Source organism: Citrobacter sedlakii NBRC 105722 (assembly GCF_000759835.1).
Classification (GTDB): domain Bacteria; phylum Pseudomonadota; class Gammaproteobacteria; order Enterobacterales; family Enterobacteriaceae; genus Citrobacter_A; species Citrobacter_A sedlakii.
Window position 1 is genome coordinate 17318 of the sequence record NZ_BBNB01000015.1, and the last position, 20849, is coordinate 38166.

The window sequence follows — 20849 nt, forward strand, 5'->3', positions numbered from 1 at the left end:
GCGTTAGTCCTGCTGCTCCAGCGCATACTTATACAACGCGTTTTTCTTCACGCCGTGAATTTCAGCCGCCAGCGCGGCGGCTTTCTTCAGCGGCAGCTCCGCCTGGAGTAACGCCAGCGTGCGCAGGGCGTCGGCGGGCAATTCGTCTTCTTGCGCTTTATGCCCTTCGACAATTAATACCATCTCGCCCTTGCGGCGGTTTTCGTCCTCTTTCACCCACGCCAACAGCTCGCCGACCGGCGCACCGTGAATCGTTTCCCAGGTTTTGGTCAGCTCTCGCGCCAGCACGACGTAACGGGCTCCTCCCCATACCGCCACCATATCTTCCAGACTGTCGAGCAGGCGGTGAGTCGATTCATAAAAAATCAGCGTCCGCGCTTCCGCTTCGAGAGCTTTGAGTGCATCACGTCGGCCCTTTGATTTTGCAGGTAAAAAGCCTTCATAGCAGAAGCGATCAGAAGGCAAGCCCGCCGCGCTTAATGCCGCAATGGCCGCGCAGGGCCCCGGCAGCGGCACCACGCGGATCCCCTGCTCACGGCAGGTACGCACCAGGTGATAACCCGGATCGTTAATCAGCGGCGTTCCGGCATCTGATACCAGCGCAATGTTCTGCCCTTCTTTCAGCTTTGCCACCAGCGTATCGGCTTTTTGTTGCTCGTTATGGTCGTGCAGGGCGAACAGGCGGGCGGTAATCGCGAAATGCTGCAACAGCAAACCGGTATGACGGGTGTCTTCAGCGGCAATTAAATCAACGGCTTGCAAAACTTCGAGCGCACGTTGGGTAATATCGGACAAATTCCCGATGGGAGTAGGTACAATAAAGAGTTGGCCGGGAGATTTATCCGCCGATTCGTGTTGTTTCATTGTGTCGTCCGTATTGCCGATTTAATATTGAGCATTGCGTATAAAAAATATCACTGGATACAGTATGGTACCCTTAACATTTTCTCGTTTAAAAGCCGCGCGCTGTCTGCCCGTCATTCTGGCAGCACTGATTTTCGCCGGCTGTGGCACCCAGGCGCCCGATCAAAGCACTGCGCACATGCAGGGCAGCGCGCAAGCTGACTCTGGCTTTTATTTACAGCAAATGCAGCAGAGCGCAGATGATAGCAAGACCAACTGGCAATTACTCGCCATTCGTGCCCTGCTGAAAGAGGGCAAAAACCAGCAGGCTATCGAACTGTTTAATCAACTGCCGCAGAACCTGAACGACGCCCAGCGCCGTGAGCAGGCGCTGCTGGGGGCAGAAGTGAAGGTCGTGCAGCAGGACGTTGCCGGCGCGAAAAAACAGTTAGGCGAGATCGATCTTTCCGCGCTGGATAAAAATCAACAATTGCGTTTCTGGCAAATCGGCATCGCCGCGGAACAGGGACAGCCTTCCCTGACGCTCCTGCGTGCGCTGATCGCCCAGGAACCACTGCTCGGCGCAAAAGAAAAACAGGCGAACATCGATGCCACCTGGCAGGCGCTGACTTCCATGAGTCAGGATCAGGCGAAAGCGCTGGTTATCAATGCGGATGAAAACGTACTGCAGGGTTGGCTGGATCTGCAGCGGGTCTGGTTTGATAACCGCAGCGATCCGGACATGATGAAAGCGGGCATTACAGACTGGCAAAAACGCTATCCACAGAACCCGGGAGCGAAAATGCTGCCGACGCAATTGGTGAATGTGCAGAGCTTTAAGCCAGCGTCCACCAGTAAAATCGCCCTGCTGCTGCCGCTGAACGGTCAGGCCGCCGTTTTTGGCCGCACCATCCAGCAAGGGTTTGAAGCGGCGAAAAACCAGGGCACGCAGCCCGTAGACGCGCAGCCAGCCGCCCAGCCCGCGCCGGTAGAGGCGCCTGCGCCAGCCGAACAACAGCCGCAGGTAACCGATGGCGTCGCCAGCCCGTCTCAGGCGTCGGTGAAAGACCTGACCAACGAGCAGCCAGCACAGCAACCCACGCCGACCAGCGCCCCGCAAACAGCGCCTGCACAGCCTGTAACGGCAAGCGCGGCGGCGAATCCCTCCGCGGAACTCAAAATTTATGACACCAGCTCACAGCCGCTGACGCAGATCCTGAATCAGGTTCAGCAGGATGGCGCGAGCATCGTGGTAGGCCCGTTGCTGAAAAGCAATGTCGATGAGCTGATCAAGAGCAATACCCCGCTGAACGTGCTGGCGCTAAACCAGCCGGAAGCGGTGCAGAACCGCGTCAATATCTGCTATTTCGCCCTCTCGCCGGAAGATGAAGCGCGCGACGCCGCCCGTCACATTCGTGACGAGGGTAAACAGTCGCCGCTGCTGCTGATCCCACGCAGCGCGCTGGGCGATCGCGTGGCCAACGCTTTTGCTGAAGAATGGCTGAAGCTGGGCGGCGGTACCGTGCTACAGCAAAAATTCGGTTCTACCGCAGAGTTACGGATGGGTGTCAACGGCGGCGCCGGCATCGCGTTAACCGGTAGCCCGGTCGCCGCCAGCGCGCCATCGCAGCCTGGGGTGACCATTGGCGATCTGACCATTCCGGCGCCGCCAACCGAGGCCCAAATTACCGGTAGCGGCGGTCGTGTCGACGCGGTCTATATACTGGCGACGCCGAACGAGATCGCGTTTATTAAGCCGATGATCGCCATGCGCAACGGCAGCCAGAGCGGCGCAACGCTTTACGCCAGCTCCCGTAGCGCACAGGGAAATGCCGGACCGGACTTCCGTCTGGAAATGGAAGGCTTACAGTACAGCGAAATCCCAATGCTGGCTGGCGGCAATCCCTCGCTGATGCAACAGGCGCTCGGCGCGGTACGCAACGACTACTCTCTGGCGCGCATGTACGCGATGGGCGTTGACGCCTGGACGCTGGCGAACCATTTCTCGCAGATGCGTCAGGTTCAGGGCTTTGAAATCAACGGCAACACCGGCGCGCTGACCGCTAATCAGGACTGTGTGATTAACAGGAAGTTATCATGGCTCAAATACCAGCAAGGGCAGATCGTCCCGGCCAGTTAACGAGCAAACAGACCGGCGGCGCGTGGGAAGTCACCGCGCGACGCTGGCTCGAGCGCAAGGGACTGCAGTTTATCGCCGCCAACGTCAACGAACGTGGCGGCGAAATTGATCTGATTATGCGTGAAGGTAAAACGACCGTCTTTGTTGAGGTCCGCTACCGCCGCTCAGCAGCCTTCGGCGGCGCGGCGGCCAGTGTGACCCGGAGCAAACAACGCAAATTATTACACACTGCCCGCTTGTGGCTCGCGCGCCACAATGGGAGTTTTGATACTGTGGATTGCCGGTTCGATGTGTTAGCCTTCACCGGAAATGATGTTGAGTGGTTAAGGGATGCCTTTAACGACTGCTCATGATACTTAAACCAGTTCCTGCTTATAAGGCGTCATTGTTGCCGCCAGTCCGGGCGGACAGCGCGGAACACCCGGGACGTACGTGTCGTACGTGCGGAGGGTAAGCGCTTGCCAGGAACAAATGGCAAATAAAATAGCCTTATAGCAGGGACTTAAGGATTCGCGTGTTAGACAGAATTAAAGTCTGCTTTACAGAAAGCATTCAAACTCAGATAGCTGCGGCTGAAGCGCTCCCGGATGCGATCTCCCGCGCCGCCATGACGCTGGTACACTCGCTGCTGAATGGCAACAAAATCCTCTGTTGTGGTAATGGGACATCCGCTGCCAATGCACAGCATTTTGCTGCCAGCATGATCAACCGTTTTGAGACAGAGCGTCCCAGTTTACCCGCTATCGCACTAAATACCGATAACGTGGTCTTAACTGCGATTGCCAACGATCGCCTGCATGATGAAATCTATGCAAAACAGGTCCGGGCGCTGGGACATGCGGGCGATGTTTTATTGGCTATTTCGACGCGCGGCAACAGTCGCGATATCGTAAAAGCCGTAGAAGCCGCCGTCACGCGTGATATGACGATTGTGGCGCTGACCGGGTATGACGGAGGAGAGCTGGCCGGGCTGTTAGGGCCGCAGGACGTTGAAATCCGCATACCGTCTCACCATAGCGCGCGCATTCAGGAGATGCATATGCTGACGGTAAATTGTTTGTGCGATCTGATCGATAACACGCTTTTCCCTCACCAGGATGATTAAGGAGTTTACATGAAGGCTTTATCGCCAATCGCAGTCCTTATTTCTGCGCTGCTGTTGCAAGGCTGTGTCGCTGCCGCCGTAGTCGGTACCGCCGCGGTGGGAACCAAAGCAGCAACCGACCCGCGTAGCGTCGGCACCCAGGTGGATGATGGAACCCTGGAACTGCGCGTGAACAGCGCGCTGTCGAAAGACGAACAAATTAAGAAAGAAGCGCGGATTAACGTGACGGCTTATCAGGGCAAGGTGCTGCTGGTGGGTCAGTCGCCTAACAGCGAACTGTCATCGCGCGCCAAACAGATCGCAATGGGCGTGGAAGGCACAACCGAAGTCTTTAACGAGATCCGTCAGGGCCAGCCAATTGGCCTCGGAACCGCTTCCAACGACACCTGGATCACCACCAAAGTACGCTCTCAGTTACTCACCAGCGACCAGGTGAAATCCTCTAACGTGAAAGTGACCACCGAAAACGGCGAAGTGTTCCTGCTGGGTCTGGTGACCGAACGTGAAGCCAAAGCCGCAGCCGACATCGCCAGCCGGGTGAGCGGCGTGAAGCGTGTCACCACCGCGTTTACCTTTATTAAATAACACATCACCCTGCCTACGTGATGGCTCACGTAGGCAGGGTAGCAATCCCACGTCACACTCGCGCAAGACAGCCGACAATCACCCCCGATATCGCCACCAGCACCCCCGTCAGCCACAGCGCTTTTGCCGGGAATGTTTTGCGCAGCATGATCAGCGACGGCAAGCTCACCGCCGGAAGCGTCATCAACAGCGCCAGCGCGGGCGCGGTGCCCATACCGGCCAGCATCATCGTTTGCACAATCGGAATTTCCGCCGCCGTCGGGATCACGAACAGGCATCCGGCTACCGCCAACGCGATGATCCACATCAGGCTGTTATCAATGGCGCCATCGGCGTGCGGAAACAACCAGACGCGCGCCGCGCCGAGAACCAGCACCGCCAGAATATAGACCGGAATAGTGTTCCAGAACAGCGTCCACAGCGCTTTACCCCAACGCGCAAAGAACCCACCCTGCGCTTGCGGCGCGGCGATCTCGATCGGCAGATCGGTTTGCGCAGGCTCTTTCACCCATTTTTGTACCAGCGTCGCCACCACCAGCACCATTGCCAGCCCGGCAACCAGGCGAATCGCCGCGAAATGCCAGCCAAGCACAAAGCCCATAAAGACCAACGTCGCCGGGTTAAGCAGTGGGTTTCCCAGCCAGAAGGCCAGCGCGCCGCCCATTGATACTTGCTGACGGCGCATTCCTGCCGCCACTGGCGCGGCGCAGCAGGTACACATCATTCCGGGCAAAGAAAACAGCGTGCCAAACAGCGTACCGCGAAAGCGCGATTGCCCCAGCGTGCGCAGCAGCCAGTCTCGCGGGATCAACACCTGGATTAATGAGCCGAGAATCACCCCCAGCGCCGCCGCTTTCCAGACGGCGAGGAAATAGACCATGGCGTAATCCCAGGCTGCCTGCCACGGATTCGCATCCGCCTGCGCCAGAATGGATTGGCCGATACTGTGAGTTTCGGCGGCAGTAAAAGCTTTACCGTAATACGGTTGCCATTTCACATACCAGAGACCGACGATAACAACGAGAAAGAAAAGAGCGGGTTTCCACCATTGCATTGGCGTTGCCGCCTGAGATGAAGACTGACCAGTCATAGCATTCCCCAGGGAGTGTTAGAATATTTTGCCGGTGAATACTACGCCTTTGGGAAATGTTTGGAAATGTCGTTTTTTTGCCTGATGCCGAATGCCGGATAAGACGCAACGCGTTGGCTTCCGGCACGATGCGAAAGCCTATTGCGCCGCTTTTTCCCGCAACTGCGCAGAACTAAGAATTGTTACCCCCTCTTTTTCGGGCGCCAGCGCCTCTGCCAGCATCGCCCGCGCCACATCCCTCGCCTCTATCGACTTCCAGTTACCCGGAAGCAGCCGGAACAGCGGCGCAAAAAGGGTTTCGTTCATTCGATGTTTCGCCCGGTCCCCCAGCAGCATAGACGGGCGGACAATGGTCAGCCGCGGCCAGTCCTGGGCGATGAGCGCCTCTTCCATCTCCCCTTTTACCCGATTGTAGAAAAAGGGCGAGCGGGCGTTAGCGCCCATTGAGCTGACTACCAGCATGTGCTGTGCGCCAAGCCGCCTTCCGGTCAACGCGGTATCCACCACCAGCGTATAATCTGCATGGACAAACGCCTCTTTGCTTCCCGCCTCGCGCCGGGTGGTCCCCAGGCAGCAGAAAACAATATCCACCGGATCCGTCACCTGCGCCAGCGCATCGGTCAGTTGCGGATCGTGAGGATTGTACACGCCAGGCATGTCAGCCAGCGGACGACGCGTGGGTGCGGCAATCGAATGGATTCTCGGTTCATTAAGCAGCATTCTCAGCAGATGACCGCCTACCAGCCCCGTCGCGCCTGTAATCAATACCTGACTCATCCTCACCCCTTTACAGAATTGTCCAACTTGCACTCTCAGTCTCATCGACCAGACTTATTCATTCACAAGGTAATTATCCCTCATCATGGAAAATTTGCCTTATCCAATGCCAACACCGCGGAGGAAGCATGAGCAAGAAGATAGCCGTTTTAATCACTGACGAGTTTGAAGATTCCGAATTTACTTCACCTGCAGCAGAATTTCGTCAGGCCGGACACGAGGTCATCACCATTGAGAAGCAGGCGGGGAAAACGGTAAAAGGGAAAAAAGGCGACGCCAGCGTCACCATCGATAAAGCCATTGATGATGTCAGCCCTGCCGACTTTGACGCCCTGCTGCTGCCCGGCGGCCATTCACCGGATTACCTGCGCGGCGACGATCGCTTCGTCACCTTCACACGCGACTTTGTGAACACCGGAAAGCCGGTTTTTGCCATTTGCCACGGCCCACAGTTACTGATCAGCGCGGACGTCATTCGCGGGCGCAAGCTCACCGCCGTTAAACCCATTGTGATTGACGTGAAGAACGCCGGGGCGGAATTCTTCGATCAGGAAGTGGTGGTGGATAAAGACCAACTGGTCACCAGCCGAACCCCTGACGATCTGCCGGCGTTTAACCGCGAGGCGTTACGTATCCTCGGCGCCTGACTGCCTTAACCAGTGAAGTTTTTTGCCAAAGCCCAGCGTGTTGTCGGTGAACTTGAGTTCATCCAGTCGGATCTCCCAGACTGGCGCTGACAGCATTCTGGCAACCGGAAAGCGGCGATGATAGGCGTTACGCGCCGCGTCGCTTTCATCACCGTCCAGCCGGCGAATTTCACCTGTAAATTGCACGCCGCGAATAAGCGCTACTGATTTGGGCTGACCGTTTACCGTCCCGGCGACCTTCGCTCGCGGCCCCGACATCTGCGCGTGGCGGGTTTTGTCTTCTGTCAGCAAGTAAAAAACCACCTTCTGCGCATCATAAAGGTAAAACGCGTTGGCGCACCAGAGTTCCCCTTCATGCTGGACGCACCAGGTCACAACGTGTTGTTTTGCCAGCCAGCGGCTAATCGCAGTGAGTGTTTCCATTGCTGTTCTCTTTTATACTGGGAGCCAGAAACGTAACACGCAGAAGGCCACGATGACACCCTGGTTTCTCTATTTGATCCGTACTGCGGATAATGCGCTGTATACCGGTATCACCACCGATGTGGCGCGCCGCTATCAACAGCATCAGAGTGGAAAAGGCGCGAAGGCGCTGCGGGGAAAGGGTGAGCTGACGCTGGCGTTTTCCGCGCAGGTGGGCGATCGCTCGCTGGCGCTGCGCATGGAATACCGCATTAAACAGCTCACCAAGCGTCAAAAAGAGCGCCTGGTGGCGAATGGCGACGGTTTTGCAGCGTTACTCAACGACCTGCAAACCACGGCGCTTAAAAGCGATTAAAGTGTTCGTGATACTCAACCCGCCCCGTCACGCCCTTCAGCGCATCTTCAGCTAAACGATGCACCTGGAACGCGCTCTCCGTGCCCGGCCAGCGGCAGTGTAGATCGTAATGGGCGGCCAGTTCAAAACCAAAACGGCTATACAGTGCCGGATCGCCCAGCGTGACGACGGCGGCATAGCCAAATTCGTTGAGGGAATCGAGTCCTTCGTAGACCAGTTGACGAGCCAGCCCTTGCCCACGGTAGTGTTCATCCACCGCCAGCGGCGCCATCCCCACCCATTGCAGGTCTTCGCCCTGTACATCGACCGGGCTAAACGCGACGTAACCCACCACCTGACCTTCGTCGTCCGTGGCGACCAGACCGAGCGTCAGAAAACCATCTTCACGCAGATCGTGAACCAGTTTTGCTTCCGCATCGCTTTCGAATGAACGACGCAACAGGGCATCAATCCCCGGCGCGTCAATTGGAATTTCTACTCGAATCAGCATGGTTCACCTACCGATGTCTGTTTGGTTTCCGGCGAGTGCTTCAGTCCCGCCTCAACAAAATCCGCCACCTGTAGCAGCAGCACGCGTAAGGCTTTTGGCATCTGCTCCAGCTCAATGGCGTCCATCAGGTTTTTCACATACAACCCTAACTCCGTATCCCCTTCAATGACCAGCCGACGCTGGAAAAAGAGCGTATCCGGATCCTGCTTACGCGCGGCGATCATCAGCAGATCGCTGGCTTCGGCGCGAAAACTGACGTCGGCCTGCGCGTGCTGACTGACGATCAGCTTGTCATTTTCAACAGAGGTATACCATTGAAGGCCAATATCGCTAACCGTAATGCTTAACCAACGGCCTTCGAGGAACGCCAGCTCCCCGTCTGCCAGCGCCTGGCGAAACTGCCAGCTCAGGACCTGTTCCAGAACCTGGCGCTTCAGCGCAAAGGGCGTCAGTTTAACCGGCACGCTCATCAGAGACGGACCAAAATGCACTAAGCGTGAACGCAGTTTATCTAACACGAGCTTTACTCCCTGTTTCCGTAGTCCTGCCATTTTGCCATATCAGATAAACGACATAGCGGCGTAAATCAACAATTGTATGCGTTAACCGTACCTCTTTATTGCTGATATCAATACGACTTTAACTGCCTTAAATCAAAAATTGTCGCAGCAAGGTTAACTAAAATCCCAGTTCGTTAACAATTATGCGTCCCAGGCGGCGCTATCTTCAGGATAAATTATGGAGCTGCTCTGCCCTGCCGGAAATCTCCCGGCGCTTAAGGCGGCCATCGAAAACGGCGCTGACGCCGTCTATATCGGGATGAAAGATGATACCAATGCCCGTCACTTCGCCGGCCTTAACTTTACCGAGAAGAAACTGCAGGAAGCGGTGAGTTTTGTCCATCAACATCGCCGCAAGCTGCATATCGCCATCAACACCTTTGCGCATCCGGACGGCTATGCCCGCTGGCAGCGCGCTGTCGATATGGCGGCGCAACTGGGCGCCGACGCGCTGATCCTCGCCGACCTGGCCATGCTTGAGTATGCCGCAGAACGTTATCCGCATATTGAGCGCCATGTCTCCGTTCAGGCATCGGCGACCAACGAAGAAGCGGTGAATTTCTACCATCGCAACTTCGACGTCGCACGTGTGGTGCTGCCCCGCGTGCTGTCCATTCACCAGGTGAAGCAACTTGCCCGCGCCACGCCAGTACCACTCGAGGTCTTTGCGTTCGGTAGCCTGTGCATTATGGCGGAGGGTCGCTGCTACCTGTCGTCGTATTTAACCGGCGAATCGCCGAATACGGTAGGAGCCTGCTCCCCCGCCCGTTTTGTTCGCTGGCAGCAAACCGGGCAGGGACTGGAATCCCGCCTGAACGATGTGCTGATAGACCGCTACCAGGACGGCGAAAACGCCGGGTATCCGACACTGTGTAAAGGCCGCTATCTCGTCGGCGGCGAGCGCTATCACGCGCTGGAAGAACCCACCAGCCTGAATACGCTGGAACTGCTGCCGGAACTGCTGGCGGCGAACATTGCGTCGGTGAAAATCGAAGGACGCCAGCGCAGCCCGGCATACGTAAGCCAGGTGGCGAAAGTGTGGCGTCAGGCGATCGACCGCTGTCTGGCCGACCCGCAAAACTTTGTGCCGCAAAGCGCATGGATGGAGACGCTCGGCGCGATGTCCGAAGGCACCCAGACCACGCTTGGCGCGTATCACCGGAAATGGCAGTGAGAGAAGCAATGAAATATTCCCTGGGGCCGGTGCTTTATTACTGGCCGAAAGAAACACTGGAAGATTTTTATCAACAGGCGGCGCAAAGCAGCGCTGACGTGATTTATCTGGGTGAAGCGGTGTGCAGCAAACGCCGCGCCACTAAAGTGGGCGACTGGCTGGAGATGGCGAAATCGCTCGCCGGCAGCGGCAAGCAGGTGGTGCTTTCGACGCTGGCGCTGGTGCAGGCCTCGTCTGAGCTGAACGAACTGAAACGCTACGTGGAAAACGGCGAGTTTTTGCTGGAAGCGAGCGATCTCGGCGTGGTAAACATGTGCGCCGAGCGCAAGCTGCCGTTTGTCGCCGGACATGCGCTGAACTGCTATAACGCGGTAACGCTGCGTCTGCTGCTCAAACAGGGAATGGTACGCTGGTGTATGCCGGTGGAGCTTTCCCGCGACTGGCTAGCTAACCTGCTGGAACAGTGCGATGAGCTGGGCATTCGCAACCAGTTTGAAGTCGAGGTGCTGAGCTACGGCCATTTGCCGCTGGCTTATTCCGCTCGCTGCTTTACCGCCCGTTCGGAAGATCGCCCGAAAGATGAGTGTGAAACCTGCTGCATCAACTATCCGAATGGCCGCGACGTGCTCTCCCAGGAGAATCAGCAGGTGTTTGTACTGAATGGCATTCAGACCATGAGCGGCTATGTCTATAACCTTGGTAACGAACTGACGTCGATGCAGGGACTGGTGGATATCGTTCGTTTGTCGCCGCTCGACACCGGGACGTTCGCCATGCTGGACGCCTTCCGCGCCAACGAAAACGGCGCGTCGCCGCTGCCGCTCGCTGCGCACAGCGATTGCAACGGCTACTGGAAGCGGCTCGCCGGGCTGACGCTGGAAGCCTGATAAAACAGCTCACTTTGTTAACAACATTCGCTAATCTTTAATGCAGTATGACAAGATTAACCGGAACAAAGTGAGCCGTTATGACTGACAAAACCATTCCATTCTCGGTGCTGGATCTGGCGCCGATCCCTGAAGGGGCCTCGGCCAAAGAGGCATTCTCACACTCGCTGGACCTCGCGCGTCTGGCGGAAAAGCGCGGCTATCATCGCTACTGGCTGGCGGAACACCACAACATGACCGGCATCGCCAGTGCGGCAACCTCGGTGCTGATTGGTTACCTGGCGGCGAATACCAGCACGTTGCATCTGGGGTCCGGCGGCGTGATGCTACCCAACCATTCACCGCTGGTGATTGCCGAGCAGTTCGGCACGCTCAACACCCTGTATCCGGGGCGCATTGATTTGGGTCTCGGCCGCGCACCGGGTAGCGATCAGCCCACGATGCGCGCGCTGCGTCGTCATATGGGCGGCGATATCGATAACTTCCCGCGCGACGTGGCGGAGCTGGTGGAGTGGTTTGACGCCTGCCACCCCAACCCGCAAGTACGTCCGGTGCCCGGCTACGGCGAACAGATCCCGGTGTGGCTGTTGGGTTCCAGCCTGTACAGCGCGCAGCTGGCGGCGCAGCTTGGTCTGCCGTTTGCGTTCGCCTCGCACTTCGCGCCGGATATGCTATTCCAGGCGCTACATCTGTACCGTACTCAGTTCAAACCCTCCGCGCGACTGGAAAAACCGTACGCGATGGTGTGCATTAATATCATCGCCGCCGACAGCACCCGTGATGCGGAATATCTGTTTACCTCAATGCAGCAGGCGTTTGTGAAACTTCGCCGTGGCGAAACGGGCCAGCTTCCGCCGCCCATTCAGAATATGGATCAGTTCTGGTCGCCGTCAGAACAGTACGGCGTACAACAGGCGCTGAGCATGTCGCTGGTGGGGGATAAAGCGAAAGTCCGCCACGGTCTGGAATCCATTCTGCGGGAAACGCAGGCCGATGAGATTATGGTTAATGGCCAGATTTTCGATCATCAGGCGCGTCTGCACTCCTTCGATCTTGCCATGCAGGTGAAAGAAGAACTGGTGGGGTAAACAGGGGTTTGCCCGGTGGCGCTACGCCTGCCGGGCATTATCGCTATTGATACACCGGCAATAAATTAAAGCTCGACAGGATATGCACCAGCGCGTTGCCCACGCCGAACACCAGGATCAGCGCAATCATCGGTTTGCCGCCCCAGACGCGGAATGTTGGGCTACCGAAGCGTTCACGTGATTTACGCGCCAGCAGCGCCGGGACAATCGCCGCCCAGATCGTCGCCGCCAGACCTGCGTAGCCAATCGCGTACAGGAATCCGTTCGGCCACAGCAGGCCGCCCACCACCGGCGGAACAAAGGTCAGCAGCGCGGTTTTGAAACGCCCCATCGCTGAGTCGTCAAAGCCAAACAGATCCGCAAGATAATCAAACAGACCAAGCGTGACGCCGAGGAACGAACTCGCCACCGCGAAGTTGGAGAAGACTACCAGCAGCAGATCCAGACTGCGGCTGTTCAGTACGCCGCTCAGCGCCTGCACCAGCACATCAATATTGCCGCCCTTCTGCGCAATGCCGATAAATTCCGGACGTGGGATATTGCCCATCGTCCCCAGCAGCCAGACGCTGTACAGCACCAACGCCAGCAGCGTACCGTAGACCAGACACTTCACAATCGTGCGCGGATCTTTGCCGTAGTACTTCATCAGGCTCGGCACGTTACCGTGGTAGCCAAATGACGCCAGACAAAACGGCAGCGTCATCAGCAGGTACGGCGTATAGGTGGCGTTGCTTTCCGCGACGTTAAACAGCGTGGTTGGGTTGACGTGCCCAAGCAGGCTGCCGAAAGTCAGGAAGAAGGTGATCACCTTCGCGCCCAGTACAATTGCCGTCATCCGGCTTACTGCTTTTGTACTCATCCACACCACAAACGCCACCAACAGCGCAAAGCCGAAGCCTGCCGCCCGAGCTGGCACATTCAGCGACATTTCAGCGAAGGTGTGATGCAGAATCGAGCCGCTCGCCGAAATGTAGGCATAGGTCAGAATATAAAGCACAAAGGCTATCGAAATGCCGTTGACCACGTTCCAGCCTTTACCCAGCAGGTCTTTGGTGATGGTGTCAAAGCTGGCGCCAATACGGTAGTTCAGGTTGGCTTCAAGGATCATCAGCCCGGAATGCAGCATGCAAAACCAGGTAAAGACCAGCGCTGCCATGGACCAGAAAAACCAGCTACCTGCCATAACCACCGGCAGAGAGAACATCCCTGCGCCAATAATAGTGCCGCCGATGATCACCACGCCGCCAAGCAGCGACGGTGACGTTTGGGTGGTGGTTAGTGTTGCCATACAGCCCGATCTCCAGTGAATTCTTTTGCGACTGAATTTTAATACGCTGCACTGTACCAGTACAATAGTACAAAGGGAATAAAAAAAGCCCCGATAATTTTATCGGGGCCTGTATCTTTTACTTTACGTTAGTCAGCGCGGGATTTACGCGTCACCAAAACGGCGACGGCTTGAACCCTCTTCACGACGTGGAGCACGACCTTCGCGACGCTCGCCGCTGAAGCGACGTCCATCACCGCGACCGCCTTCGCGACGCTCGCCGCCGAAACCGCGACCTTCGCCACGACCGCCTTCACGGCGTTCGCCACCGAAGCCACGACCACCGCCACGACGTTCAGTGTGCGGCTGTGCATCGCCCAGCAGCTGCATGTTCATCGGCTTGTTCAGGATGCGGGTACGCGTAAAGTGCTGCAGCACTTCTCCCGGCATGCCTTTCGGCAGTTCAATGGTGGAGTGAGAAGCGAACAGCTTGATGTTACCAATGTAACGGCTGCTGATATCACCTTCGTTGGCAATCGCACCCACGATATGACGCACTTCCACGCCATCATCACGGCCCACTTCAATGCGGTACAGCTGCATATCACCTACGTCGCGACGTTCACGACGCGGACGATCTTCTCGGTCGCCACGCGGACCACGATCGTTGCGGTCACGCGGACCACGGTCATCGCGGTCGCGGAACTCACGCTTAGGACGCATTGGCGCATCCGGCGGAACGATCAGGGTACGTTCACCCTGCGCCATTTTCAGCAGCGCAGCGGCCAGCGTTTCGAGATCCAGCTCTTCGCCTTCTTCGGTCGGCTGGATTTTCGCCAGCAGCGCACGGTACTGATCCAGGTCGCTGCTTTCCAGCTGTTGCTGTACTTTCGCGGCGAATTTTTCCAGACGGCGTTTGCCCAGCAGCTCTGCGTTCGGCAGTTCCACTTCCGGAATGGTCAGCTTCATGGTGCGTTCGATGTTACGCAGCAGACGACGCTCGCGGTTCTCAACGAACAGCAGCGCGCGACCCGCACGACCGGCGCGGCCCGTACGGCCGATACGGTGAACGTAAGACTCGGAATCCATCGGGATGTCGTAGTTGACGACCAGGCTGATACGCTCAACGTCCAGGCCACGGGCGGCAACGTCGGTCGCGATCAGGATGTCCAGACGACCATCTTTCAGGCGTTCCAGCGTCTGCTCACGCAGCGCCTGGTTCATGTCACCGTTCAGCGCGGCACTGTTATAGCCGTTACGCTCCAGCGCTTCCGCCACTTCCAGGGTCGCGTTTTTGGTACGAACGAAGATAATCGCCGCATCAAAATCTTCTGCTTCCAGGAAACGCACCAGCGCTTCGTTTTTACGCATGCCCCAGACGGTCCAGTAACTCTGGCTGATGTCAGGACGGGTTGTCACGCTGGATTGAATGCGCACTTCCTGCGGCTCTTTCATAAAGCGGCGGGTAATGCGACGAATCGCTTCCGGCATGGTGGCCGAGAACAGCGCGGTCTGATGACCTTCCGGGATCTGCGCCATGATAGTTTCGACGTCCTCGATGAAGCCCATACGCAGCATCTCATCGGCTTCGTCCAGTACCAGACCGCTCAGGCGAGACAGGTCAAGGGTACCGCGTTTTAAGTGATCAAGCAGACGACCCGGCGTACCGACGACGATCTGCGGCCCCTGACGCAGGGCGCGTAACTGCACGTCATAACGCTGGCCGCCGTACAGGGCTACCACGTTTACGCCGCGCATATGTTTAGAGAAATCTGTCATGGCTTCAGCAACCTGAACCGCCAGTTCGCGGGTCGGTGCCAGCACCAGAATCTGAGGTGCCTTCAGCTCAGGATCAAGATTGTTGAGCAGCGGTAAAGAGAACGCTGCGGTTTTGCCGCTACCGGTCTGGGCCATACCCAGAACATCGCGACCACCCAGCAGATGCGGAATGCACTCTGCCTGGATTGGAGATGGTTTTTCGTAACCCAGATCGTTAAGGGCTTCAAGGATAGGAGCCTTCAGGCCCAGATCTGCAAAAGTGGTTTCGAATTCAGCCATGTAGTACGTGTGCCTCAAAATTAATGGCGGCCAGTCTACATAACTCATCATGAAATTGATCTGCAATTTTCATTGAAAAGTGTGAACCGGCTCAAAGTAGGTGTATTAACGAACAACAACGCCCTCACCCGTGAAGGTGATGGCAATCAATAAGATTACGGGCTGATGTGTACGTCAGCTATTGCTGGTCCGATTCTGCCAGGTCATCTTGGTCCTGGCCCAGGAGCGATAATTCCAACAATGCATATCGGTGCTCAACAAAGTTATGAACGTTGTTAGCCACCGCCAGTTTGAACAGAGCCGTAGCGCTGTCCAAATCCCCCAGACTTAGGTAGTACTTACCTAAATAGAAGTTGGTTTCACTGAGATGCTCAGCGAGCGAGGTGTTATCCGTTGCGTCTGCCTTAAGCTTTTCCATTAGCGTGGATTCGCTAATGTCGCCCAGGTAGAACTCGACAATGTTCCATCCCCATTGTTCTTTATCCGATTTCTCGAAGCGCTGTTTTAACGCTTCTTTCGCCTGCTTCTCATCGAGCTTCTGCTCAGCGAGATAAAGCCACAGGCTGCGGAAAGGATCATTGGGATCGTCTTGATAAAACGCCAGCAGATCATCTTGCGCTAACTTGTCGCGACCGCCGTAATACAATGCGATACCGCGATTTAAGTGCGCGTAGTTGTAAGTTGGATCAAGCTCAAGTACAGAATCAAACGCTTCATAGGCAGCATCAAAATTGCCTGCCTGCGTTAAATATATACCTAAGTAATTGAATACTTCAGGCATATCCGGTCGGATTGCCAGCGCTTGTGAAAAATCATTTCGCGCTAATGCCCTCAGACCGAGACTATCATACAACACTCCGCGCTCATATAAAAGCTGCGCGCGTTCGTCATCGGTTAAAGCCCGACTGGCAAGGATTTGTTCCATGCGTGCCAGAATCACTTCCTGCTGCAAAGTCGGTTGCAATGGTACTGCGAGGACTTCACTCTTACGCCAGGCGGAGTTACTGCATCCTGCCAGCGTGAGTGCTGTCGCTACGAAACACCAGCGCAAAAAAGGCTTCATTTCCCACTCCCGAAGACAACGATTAACTGAACGTCCTGTCCACCGGCGGCTCAACAAGGCGTCCTGCCAGGTTAAACGCCCTCCGCAAAGCGGAGGGCAAAAACAACCTTACTCGCCCTGTTCGCTGGCTGGCGCTTCCGGCGCAGCAGCTGGCTGGGACTGCTCAGTGGCTTCTTTGATGCTCAGACGTACGCGGCCCTGGCGGTCAACTTCCAGAACTTTAACCGGTACTTCCTGTCCCATCTGCAGGTAATCGGTCACTTTCTCAACGCGCTTATCAGCGATCTGAGAGATGTGGACCAGACCTTCTTTACCGCCGCCGATGGCAACAAACGCGCCAAAGTCAACGATACGGGTCACTTTACCATTGTAGATACGACCCACTTCGATTTCAGCGGTGATCTCTTCGATGCGGCGAATCGCGTGTTTCGCTTTGTCACCGTCAGTCGCGGCGATCTTCACTGTACCGTCGTCTTCGATTTCGATGGTGGTGCCGGTCTCTTCGGTCAGCGCACGGATCACAGAACCGCCCTTACCGATCACATCTTTGATCTTGTCCGGGTTGATCTTGATGGTGTGGATACGCGGAGCGAATTCTGAGATGTCGCCGCGCGGCGCGTTGATCGCCTGTTCCATCACGCCGAGGATGTGCAGACGCGCACCCTTAGCCTGGTTCAGCGCAACCTGCATGATCTCTTTGGTGATACCTTCAATTTTGATATCCATCTGCAGCGCAGAGATACCGTCGCGGGAACCCGCTACTTTGAAGTCCATATCGCCCAGGTGATCTTCGTCGCCCAAAATGTCAGACAGGACAACAAAGTTGTCGCCTTCTTTCACCAGACCCATCGCGATACCCGCTACGGCGGCTTTGATCGGCACGCCTGCGTCCATCAGCGCCAGAGACGCGCCACACACGGAAGCCATGGAGGAAGAACCGTTGGACTCCGTGATTTCCGATACCACACGCACGGTGTACGGGAATTTATCCATGTCCGGCATAACCGCCAGCACGCCGCGCTTCGCCAGACGACCGTGGCCGATTTCACGACGTTTCGGAGAACCGACCATGCCGGTTTCGCCGACGGAGTACGGAGGGAAGTTGTAGTGGAACAGGAAGCTGTCGGTGCGCTCGCCCATCAGTTCATCAAGCACCTGCGCGTCGCGGGCAGTCCCCAGCGTCGCGGTAACCAGCGCCTGAGTTTCACCACGGGTGAACAGTGCGGAACCGTGAGTACGCGGCAGTACGCCAGTGCGCACGTCCAGACCACGAATCATATCTTTTTCACGACCATCGATACGCGGTTCGCCTGCCAGCACGCGGCTACGGACAACGTTTTTCTCGATGGCGTGCAGAATTTCACCCAGCTCGTTAGCGTCCAGAGTGTCGTCTTCCGCCAGCAACGCATCGATGGTTTCAGATTTGATCACGTCTACCTGAGCGTAACGCTCCTGCTTGTCGGTGATGCGGTAAGCGTCGCTCAGACGAGACTCGGCCAGAGCAGCAACGCGCGCGTTCAGCGCTTCGTTTACGGCTTCCGGCTGCCAGTCCCAGCGCGGTTTACCGGCTTCTTTCACCAGATCGTTGATCGCCTGGATAACCACCTGCTGCTGTTCGTGACCGAACACCACCGCGCCCAGCATCTGGTCTTCGCTCAGCAGTTCCGCTTCGGATTCAACCATCAGCACAGCCGCTTCAGTACCGGCAACAACCAGATCCAGCTTGCTCTCTTTCAGTTCGTCCTGCGTCGGGTTCAGTACGTACTGGTCATTAATGTAGCCTACACGCGCGGCGCCAATCGGGCCGTTGAACGGAATGCCGGACAGGGACAGCGCGGCAGAGGCGCCGATCATCGCAACGATATCCGGGTTAACCTGCGGGTTAACGGAAACCACGGTCGCGATAACCTGGACTTCGTTGACAAAGCCTTCCGGGAACAGCGGGCGAACCGGGCGGTCAATCAGACGCGCGATCAGGGTTTCACCTTCGCTCGGGCGGCCTTCACGACGGAAGAAGCTACCCGGAATACGACCAGCAGCGTAGGTACGCTCCTGATAGTTGACGGTCAGCGGGAAGAAGTCCTGACCTGGTTTGGCTTTTTTCTGGCCCACAACGGTAACGAATACCGCAGTGTCATCCATGCTAACCATAACAGCGGCAGTGGCCTGACGCGCCATCATGCCAGTTTCCAGCGTAACGGTATGTTGACCGTACTGGAATTTACGAACGATCGGATTAAGCAAAATAATATCCTTTCCTGATTCTGGCGACCCTATGCTGAGTCGCCGTTAAGACCCGATCTTCTGCGCATCCTCGCGACTAATGACAACCCTAACCCGCATGATATTGGGTAAAGCCTCTCATTAGCCGCGCGAACCTCTGCAACGGAAGATCATTCATAGCAACAATACAATAGTTTCCCGTGAATTGCTGCCATCTGCTTGAAAAAAGGGGCCATGAAGGCCCCCTTTTTTGAAACTCGCAAGAATTAGCGACGCAGACCCAGACGCTCGATCAGCGCGGTGTAGCGTGCAACATCTTTACGTTTCAGGTAGTCGAGCAGTTTACGACGCTGAGAAACCATGCGCAGCAGACCACGACGGCTGTGGTGATCTTTTTTGTGCTCTGCAAAGTGACCCTGCAGGTGGTTAATCTGTGCAGTCAACAGAGCAACCTGAACATCGGTAGAACCGGTGTCGTTTGCGTCACGACCGAACTCAGAAACGATTTTAGCTGTAGCTTCAGTACTTAGAGACATTTTAAAACTCCAAAGTATTAAGAATGAAAGGACGCCGATCTCTAATTCAGCAGTCCCAGTGTACATCGCGTAAACTGTTAAAAAATTTACGCGACGTTAAGCGCCAGTATTCTACTCGTAGCGCCTGCTTATCGCAAGACGAACCCGCATCAGGCTGGGTATTCCACCACTAACCGACGAGGCGCCACGCGGCCTTCGTCGTCGATCTCGCCCATGCCAATAAACTTACCGTCATCCCCTTCCGTCACGCGGACCAGCCCGTCCAGCGGCGCGCCCGCGGTGCGTACCGGATTACCATTTTTAAAGTAAACCGAGGAGGTTAACGGCAGATTAACGACCGGGTAGTCCGAGGCCGGACTGTCCATTGGCATCAGCAGCGGATCCAGCAGTTGCGCCGCCGGAATGCCCTGCTGCTCGGCTTGCGCCACTCGCTCACGCAGTTGTTCCAGCGTCACCATCCGATCAACCGGATAGTTGCTTACCGTCAGGCGGCGCAGATAGGTGACATGCGCCCCGCAGCCCAGCGCTTCGCCAAGATCGTCGATGATGGTGCGGATGTAGGTGCCTTTCGAGCAGTGCACTTCCAGCTCCAGTTCATTGCCTTCCTGGCGAATAAACAGCAGTTCGTAAACCGTTATCGGTCGGGCTTCCCGCGGTACTTCTATCCCCTGACGCGCGTATTCGTAGAGCTTTTTGCCCTGATACTTGAGCGCCGAGTACATCGATGGGATCTGTTCAATGTCGCCACGAAAGGTATCCAGCGCGGCGGCAAGCTGCTCAGGGGTAAACGTTACCGGACGCTCCTGCACGATTTGCCCGTCGGCATCGGAGGTGTCCGTTCGCTGCCCGAGACGGGCAATCACACGATAGCGCTTGTCAGAATCCAGCAGATATTGCGAAAACTTTGTCGCTTCTCCGAGGCAAATCGGCAGCATACCGGTCGCCAGCGGATCCAGCGCACCGGTGTGTCCGGCGCGGTTGGCGTTATAAATGCGCTTTACTTTCTGCAGGACATCATTGCTGGACATGCCCTGCGGCTTGTCCAGCAGCAGGACACCGTGAATGTCGCGACCACGACGACGAGGACGACTCATTAGTCCTCCTTGCTGTCGTCCGGGTTCACACGACGCTCTTCGTCATGTTTTACCACGTTGGTCACCAGGTTAGACATGCGCATCCCTTCGACCAGCGAGTTGTCGTAGAAGAAGGTCAGTTCCGGCACGATCCGCAGGCGCATTGCCTTACCCAGCAGGGAACGGATAAAACCGGAGGCTTCCTGCAACGCTTTGATGCCCGCTTTCACTGCGTCTTCATCTTTGTCGTTCAGGAAAGTGACGTACACTTTGGCATACGCCAGATCGCGGGACATTTCGACACCGGAAACGGTCGTCATCATGCCCAGGCGCGGATCTTTAATTTCGCGTTGCAGGATAATTGCGATCTCTTTTTGCATTTCCTGCGCCACGCGCTGCGGGCGACCAAATTCTTTCGCCATAATCAATTCTCCAGACAAAAAAGGGAGCAATCAGCCCCCTTTT

The 20849-nt window shown here is 56.4% G+C and carries 23 protein-coding genes; 9 read left to right on the forward strand and 14 right to left on the reverse strand.

The window, feature by feature from the left end; genetic code table 11:
* Positions 1-3 precede the first annotated feature (3 nt).
* Positions 4-864, reverse strand: a complete 861-nt coding sequence (rsmI, locus tag CSE01S_RS18860; RefSeq protein WP_042291793.1) for a 16S rRNA (cytidine(1402)-2'-O)-methyltransferase — start codon at positions 862-864, stop codon at positions 4-6.
* 64 nt (positions 865-928) lie between these two features.
* On the opposite strand from rsmI, the gene CSE01S_RS18865 reads away from it, so the two are divergent.
* The 4 genes from CSE01S_RS18865 to dolP all read left to right on the forward strand — a co-directional run bounded on the left by CSE01S_RS18865 (position 929) and on the right by dolP (position 4673).
* The gene (locus CSE01S_RS18865) at positions 929-2983 is read left to right on the forward strand and encodes a penicillin-binding protein activator (protein WP_042291794.1); all 2055 of its coding nucleotides are present in this window, start codon (positions 929-931) and stop codon (positions 2981-2983) included.
* Positions 2941-3336 carry a YraN family protein gene (locus CSE01S_RS18870; RefSeq protein WP_042291797.1) on the forward strand — a complete coding sequence of 132 codons (396 nt, stop codon included), beginning with the start codon at positions 2941-2943 and terminating at the stop codon, positions 3334-3336. Before CSE01S_RS18865 ends, CSE01S_RS18870 begins: the two co-directional genes overlap by 43 nt.
* A 161-nt stretch (positions 3337-3497) precedes the next feature.
* On the forward strand, positions 3498-4088 hold the full coding sequence (gene diaA / locus CSE01S_RS18875; RefSeq protein WP_012135279.1) for a DnaA initiator-associating protein DiaA: 591 nt from the start codon (positions 3498-3500) through the stop codon (positions 4086-4088).
* 9 nt (positions 4089-4097) lie between these two features.
* Positions 4098-4673: a division/outer membrane stress-associated lipid-binding lipoprotein gene (dolP, locus tag CSE01S_RS18880; RefSeq protein ID WP_042291799.1), complete on the forward strand. Its 576-nt coding sequence runs from the start codon at positions 4098-4100 to the stop codon at positions 4671-4673.
* Between the two features lie 52 nt (positions 4674-4725).
* Here dolP and CSE01S_RS18885 read toward each other — a convergent pair whose 3' ends face one another.
* The gene (locus CSE01S_RS18885; protein ID WP_042291800.1) at positions 4726-5763 is read right to left on the reverse strand and encodes a permease; all 1038 of its coding nucleotides are present in this window, start codon (positions 5761-5763) and stop codon (positions 4726-4728) included.
* A 138-nt stretch (positions 5764-5901) separates the two neighbouring features.
* Positions 5902-6540: an NAD(P)H-binding protein gene (locus tag CSE01S_RS18890; RefSeq protein WP_042291801.1), complete on the reverse strand. Its 639-nt coding sequence runs from the start codon at positions 6538-6540 to the stop codon at positions 5902-5904.
* A 128-nt stretch (positions 6541-6668) separates the two neighbouring features.
* Here CSE01S_RS18890 and CSE01S_RS18895 point away from each other — a divergent pair, with 128 nt between their 5' ends.
* Positions 6669-7187 (forward strand): type 1 glutamine amidotransferase domain-containing protein, encoded by a 519-nt coding sequence (locus CSE01S_RS18895; protein WP_042291802.1) that lies wholly within the window; start codon positions 6669-6671, stop codon positions 7185-7187.
* Here CSE01S_RS18895 and CSE01S_RS18900 read toward each other — a convergent pair.
* Positions 7167-7610, reverse strand: a complete 444-nt coding sequence (locus CSE01S_RS18900; RefSeq protein WP_042291805.1) for a YhbP family protein — start codon at positions 7608-7610, stop codon at positions 7167-7169. The genes CSE01S_RS18895 and CSE01S_RS18900 overlap by 21 nt on opposite strands.
* Before the next feature lie 52 nt (positions 7611-7662).
* On the opposite strand from CSE01S_RS18900, the gene CSE01S_RS18905 reads away from it, so the two are divergent.
* Entirely contained in the window at positions 7663-7965 is a 303-nt protein-coding gene (locus CSE01S_RS18905) for a GIY-YIG nuclease family protein (RefSeq protein ID WP_042291807.1), read from the forward strand.
* On the opposite strand, the gene CSE01S_RS18910 is transcribed toward CSE01S_RS18905, so the two are convergent.
* Positions 7952-8455 (reverse strand): GNAT family N-acetyltransferase, encoded by a 504-nt coding sequence (locus CSE01S_RS18910; protein WP_042291809.1) that lies wholly within the window; start codon positions 8453-8455, stop codon positions 7952-7954. The two genes, CSE01S_RS18905 and CSE01S_RS18910, sit on opposite strands and share 14 nt — an antisense overlap.
* Positions 8449-8973, reverse strand: a complete 525-nt coding sequence (gene ubiT, locus CSE01S_RS18915; RefSeq protein WP_042291811.1) for a ubiquinone anaerobic biosynthesis accessory factor UbiT — start codon at positions 8971-8973, stop codon at positions 8449-8451. The genes CSE01S_RS18910 and ubiT overlap by 7 nt, the downstream gene beginning before the upstream one ends.
* Positions 8974-9193: 220 nt before the next feature.
* Here ubiT and ubiU point away from each other — a divergent pair, with 220 nt between their 5' ends.
* From ubiU to CSE01S_RS18930, 3 genes are all read left to right on the forward strand, one after another.
* Complete coding sequence (gene ubiU / locus CSE01S_RS18920; protein ID WP_042291813.1) at positions 9194-10189, forward strand: ubiquinone anaerobic biosynthesis protein UbiU; 996 nt, start codon at positions 9194-9196, stop codon at positions 10187-10189.
* 8 nt (positions 10190-10197) lie between these two features.
* A complete protein-coding gene (locus CSE01S_RS18925; RefSeq protein WP_042291817.1) occupies positions 10198-11076 on the forward strand; it encodes a U32 family peptidase in 879 nt (292 codons plus the stop codon).
* A gap of 80 nt (positions 11077-11156) precedes the next feature.
* A complete protein-coding gene (locus CSE01S_RS18930) occupies positions 11157-12164 on the forward strand; it encodes a luciferase-like monooxygenase (RefSeq protein WP_042291820.1) in 1008 nt (335 codons plus the stop codon).
* A gap of 43 nt (positions 12165-12207) precedes the next feature.
* Here the strand turns inward: CSE01S_RS18930 and mtr are convergent, their stop codons facing one another.
* From mtr to rbfA, 8 genes are all read right to left on the reverse strand, one after another.
* Positions 12208-13452: a tryptophan permease gene (gene mtr, locus CSE01S_RS18935; RefSeq protein WP_042291821.1), complete on the reverse strand. Its 1245-nt coding sequence runs from the start codon at positions 13450-13452 to the stop codon at positions 12208-12210.
* A 144-nt stretch (positions 13453-13596) separates the two neighbouring features.
* Positions 13597-15489, reverse strand: coding sequence for an ATP-dependent RNA helicase DeaD (deaD, locus tag CSE01S_RS18940; protein ID WP_042291824.1), 1893 nt, complete (start codon positions 15487-15489; stop codon positions 13597-13599).
* Entirely contained in the window at positions 15482-15562 is an 81-nt protein-coding gene (gene yrbN, locus CSE01S_RS23190; protein WP_010723222.1) for a protein YrbN, read from the reverse strand. The genes deaD and yrbN overlap by 8 nt, the downstream gene beginning before the upstream one ends.
* 105 nt (positions 15563-15667) lie before the next feature.
* Positions 15668-16552 (reverse strand): lipoprotein NlpI, encoded by an 885-nt coding sequence (gene nlpI, locus CSE01S_RS18945; RefSeq protein ID WP_042291827.1) that lies wholly within the window; start codon positions 16550-16552, stop codon positions 15668-15670.
* A 108-nt stretch (positions 16553-16660) separates the two neighbouring features.
* Positions 16661-18796: a polyribonucleotide nucleotidyltransferase gene (pnp, locus tag CSE01S_RS18950; RefSeq protein ID WP_042291830.1), complete on the reverse strand. Its 2136-nt coding sequence runs from the start codon at positions 18794-18796 to the stop codon at positions 16661-16663.
* A gap of 245 nt (positions 18797-19041) precedes the next feature.
* Complete coding sequence (gene rpsO, locus CSE01S_RS18955; RefSeq protein WP_000059465.1) at positions 19042-19311, reverse strand: 30S ribosomal protein S15; 270 nt, start codon at positions 19309-19311, stop codon at positions 19042-19044.
* Between the two features lie 149 nt (positions 19312-19460).
* Positions 19461-20405 carry a tRNA pseudouridine(55) synthase TruB gene (truB, locus tag CSE01S_RS18960; protein WP_042291832.1) on the reverse strand — a complete coding sequence of 315 codons (945 nt, stop codon included), beginning with the start codon at positions 20403-20405 and terminating at the stop codon, positions 19461-19463.
* Positions 20405-20806: a 30S ribosome-binding factor RbfA gene (rbfA, locus tag CSE01S_RS18965; RefSeq protein ID WP_001040201.1), complete on the reverse strand. Its 402-nt coding sequence runs from the start codon at positions 20804-20806 to the stop codon at positions 20405-20407. The genes truB and rbfA overlap by 1 nt, the downstream gene beginning before the upstream one ends.
* Between the last annotated feature and the right edge of the window lie 43 nt (positions 20807-20849).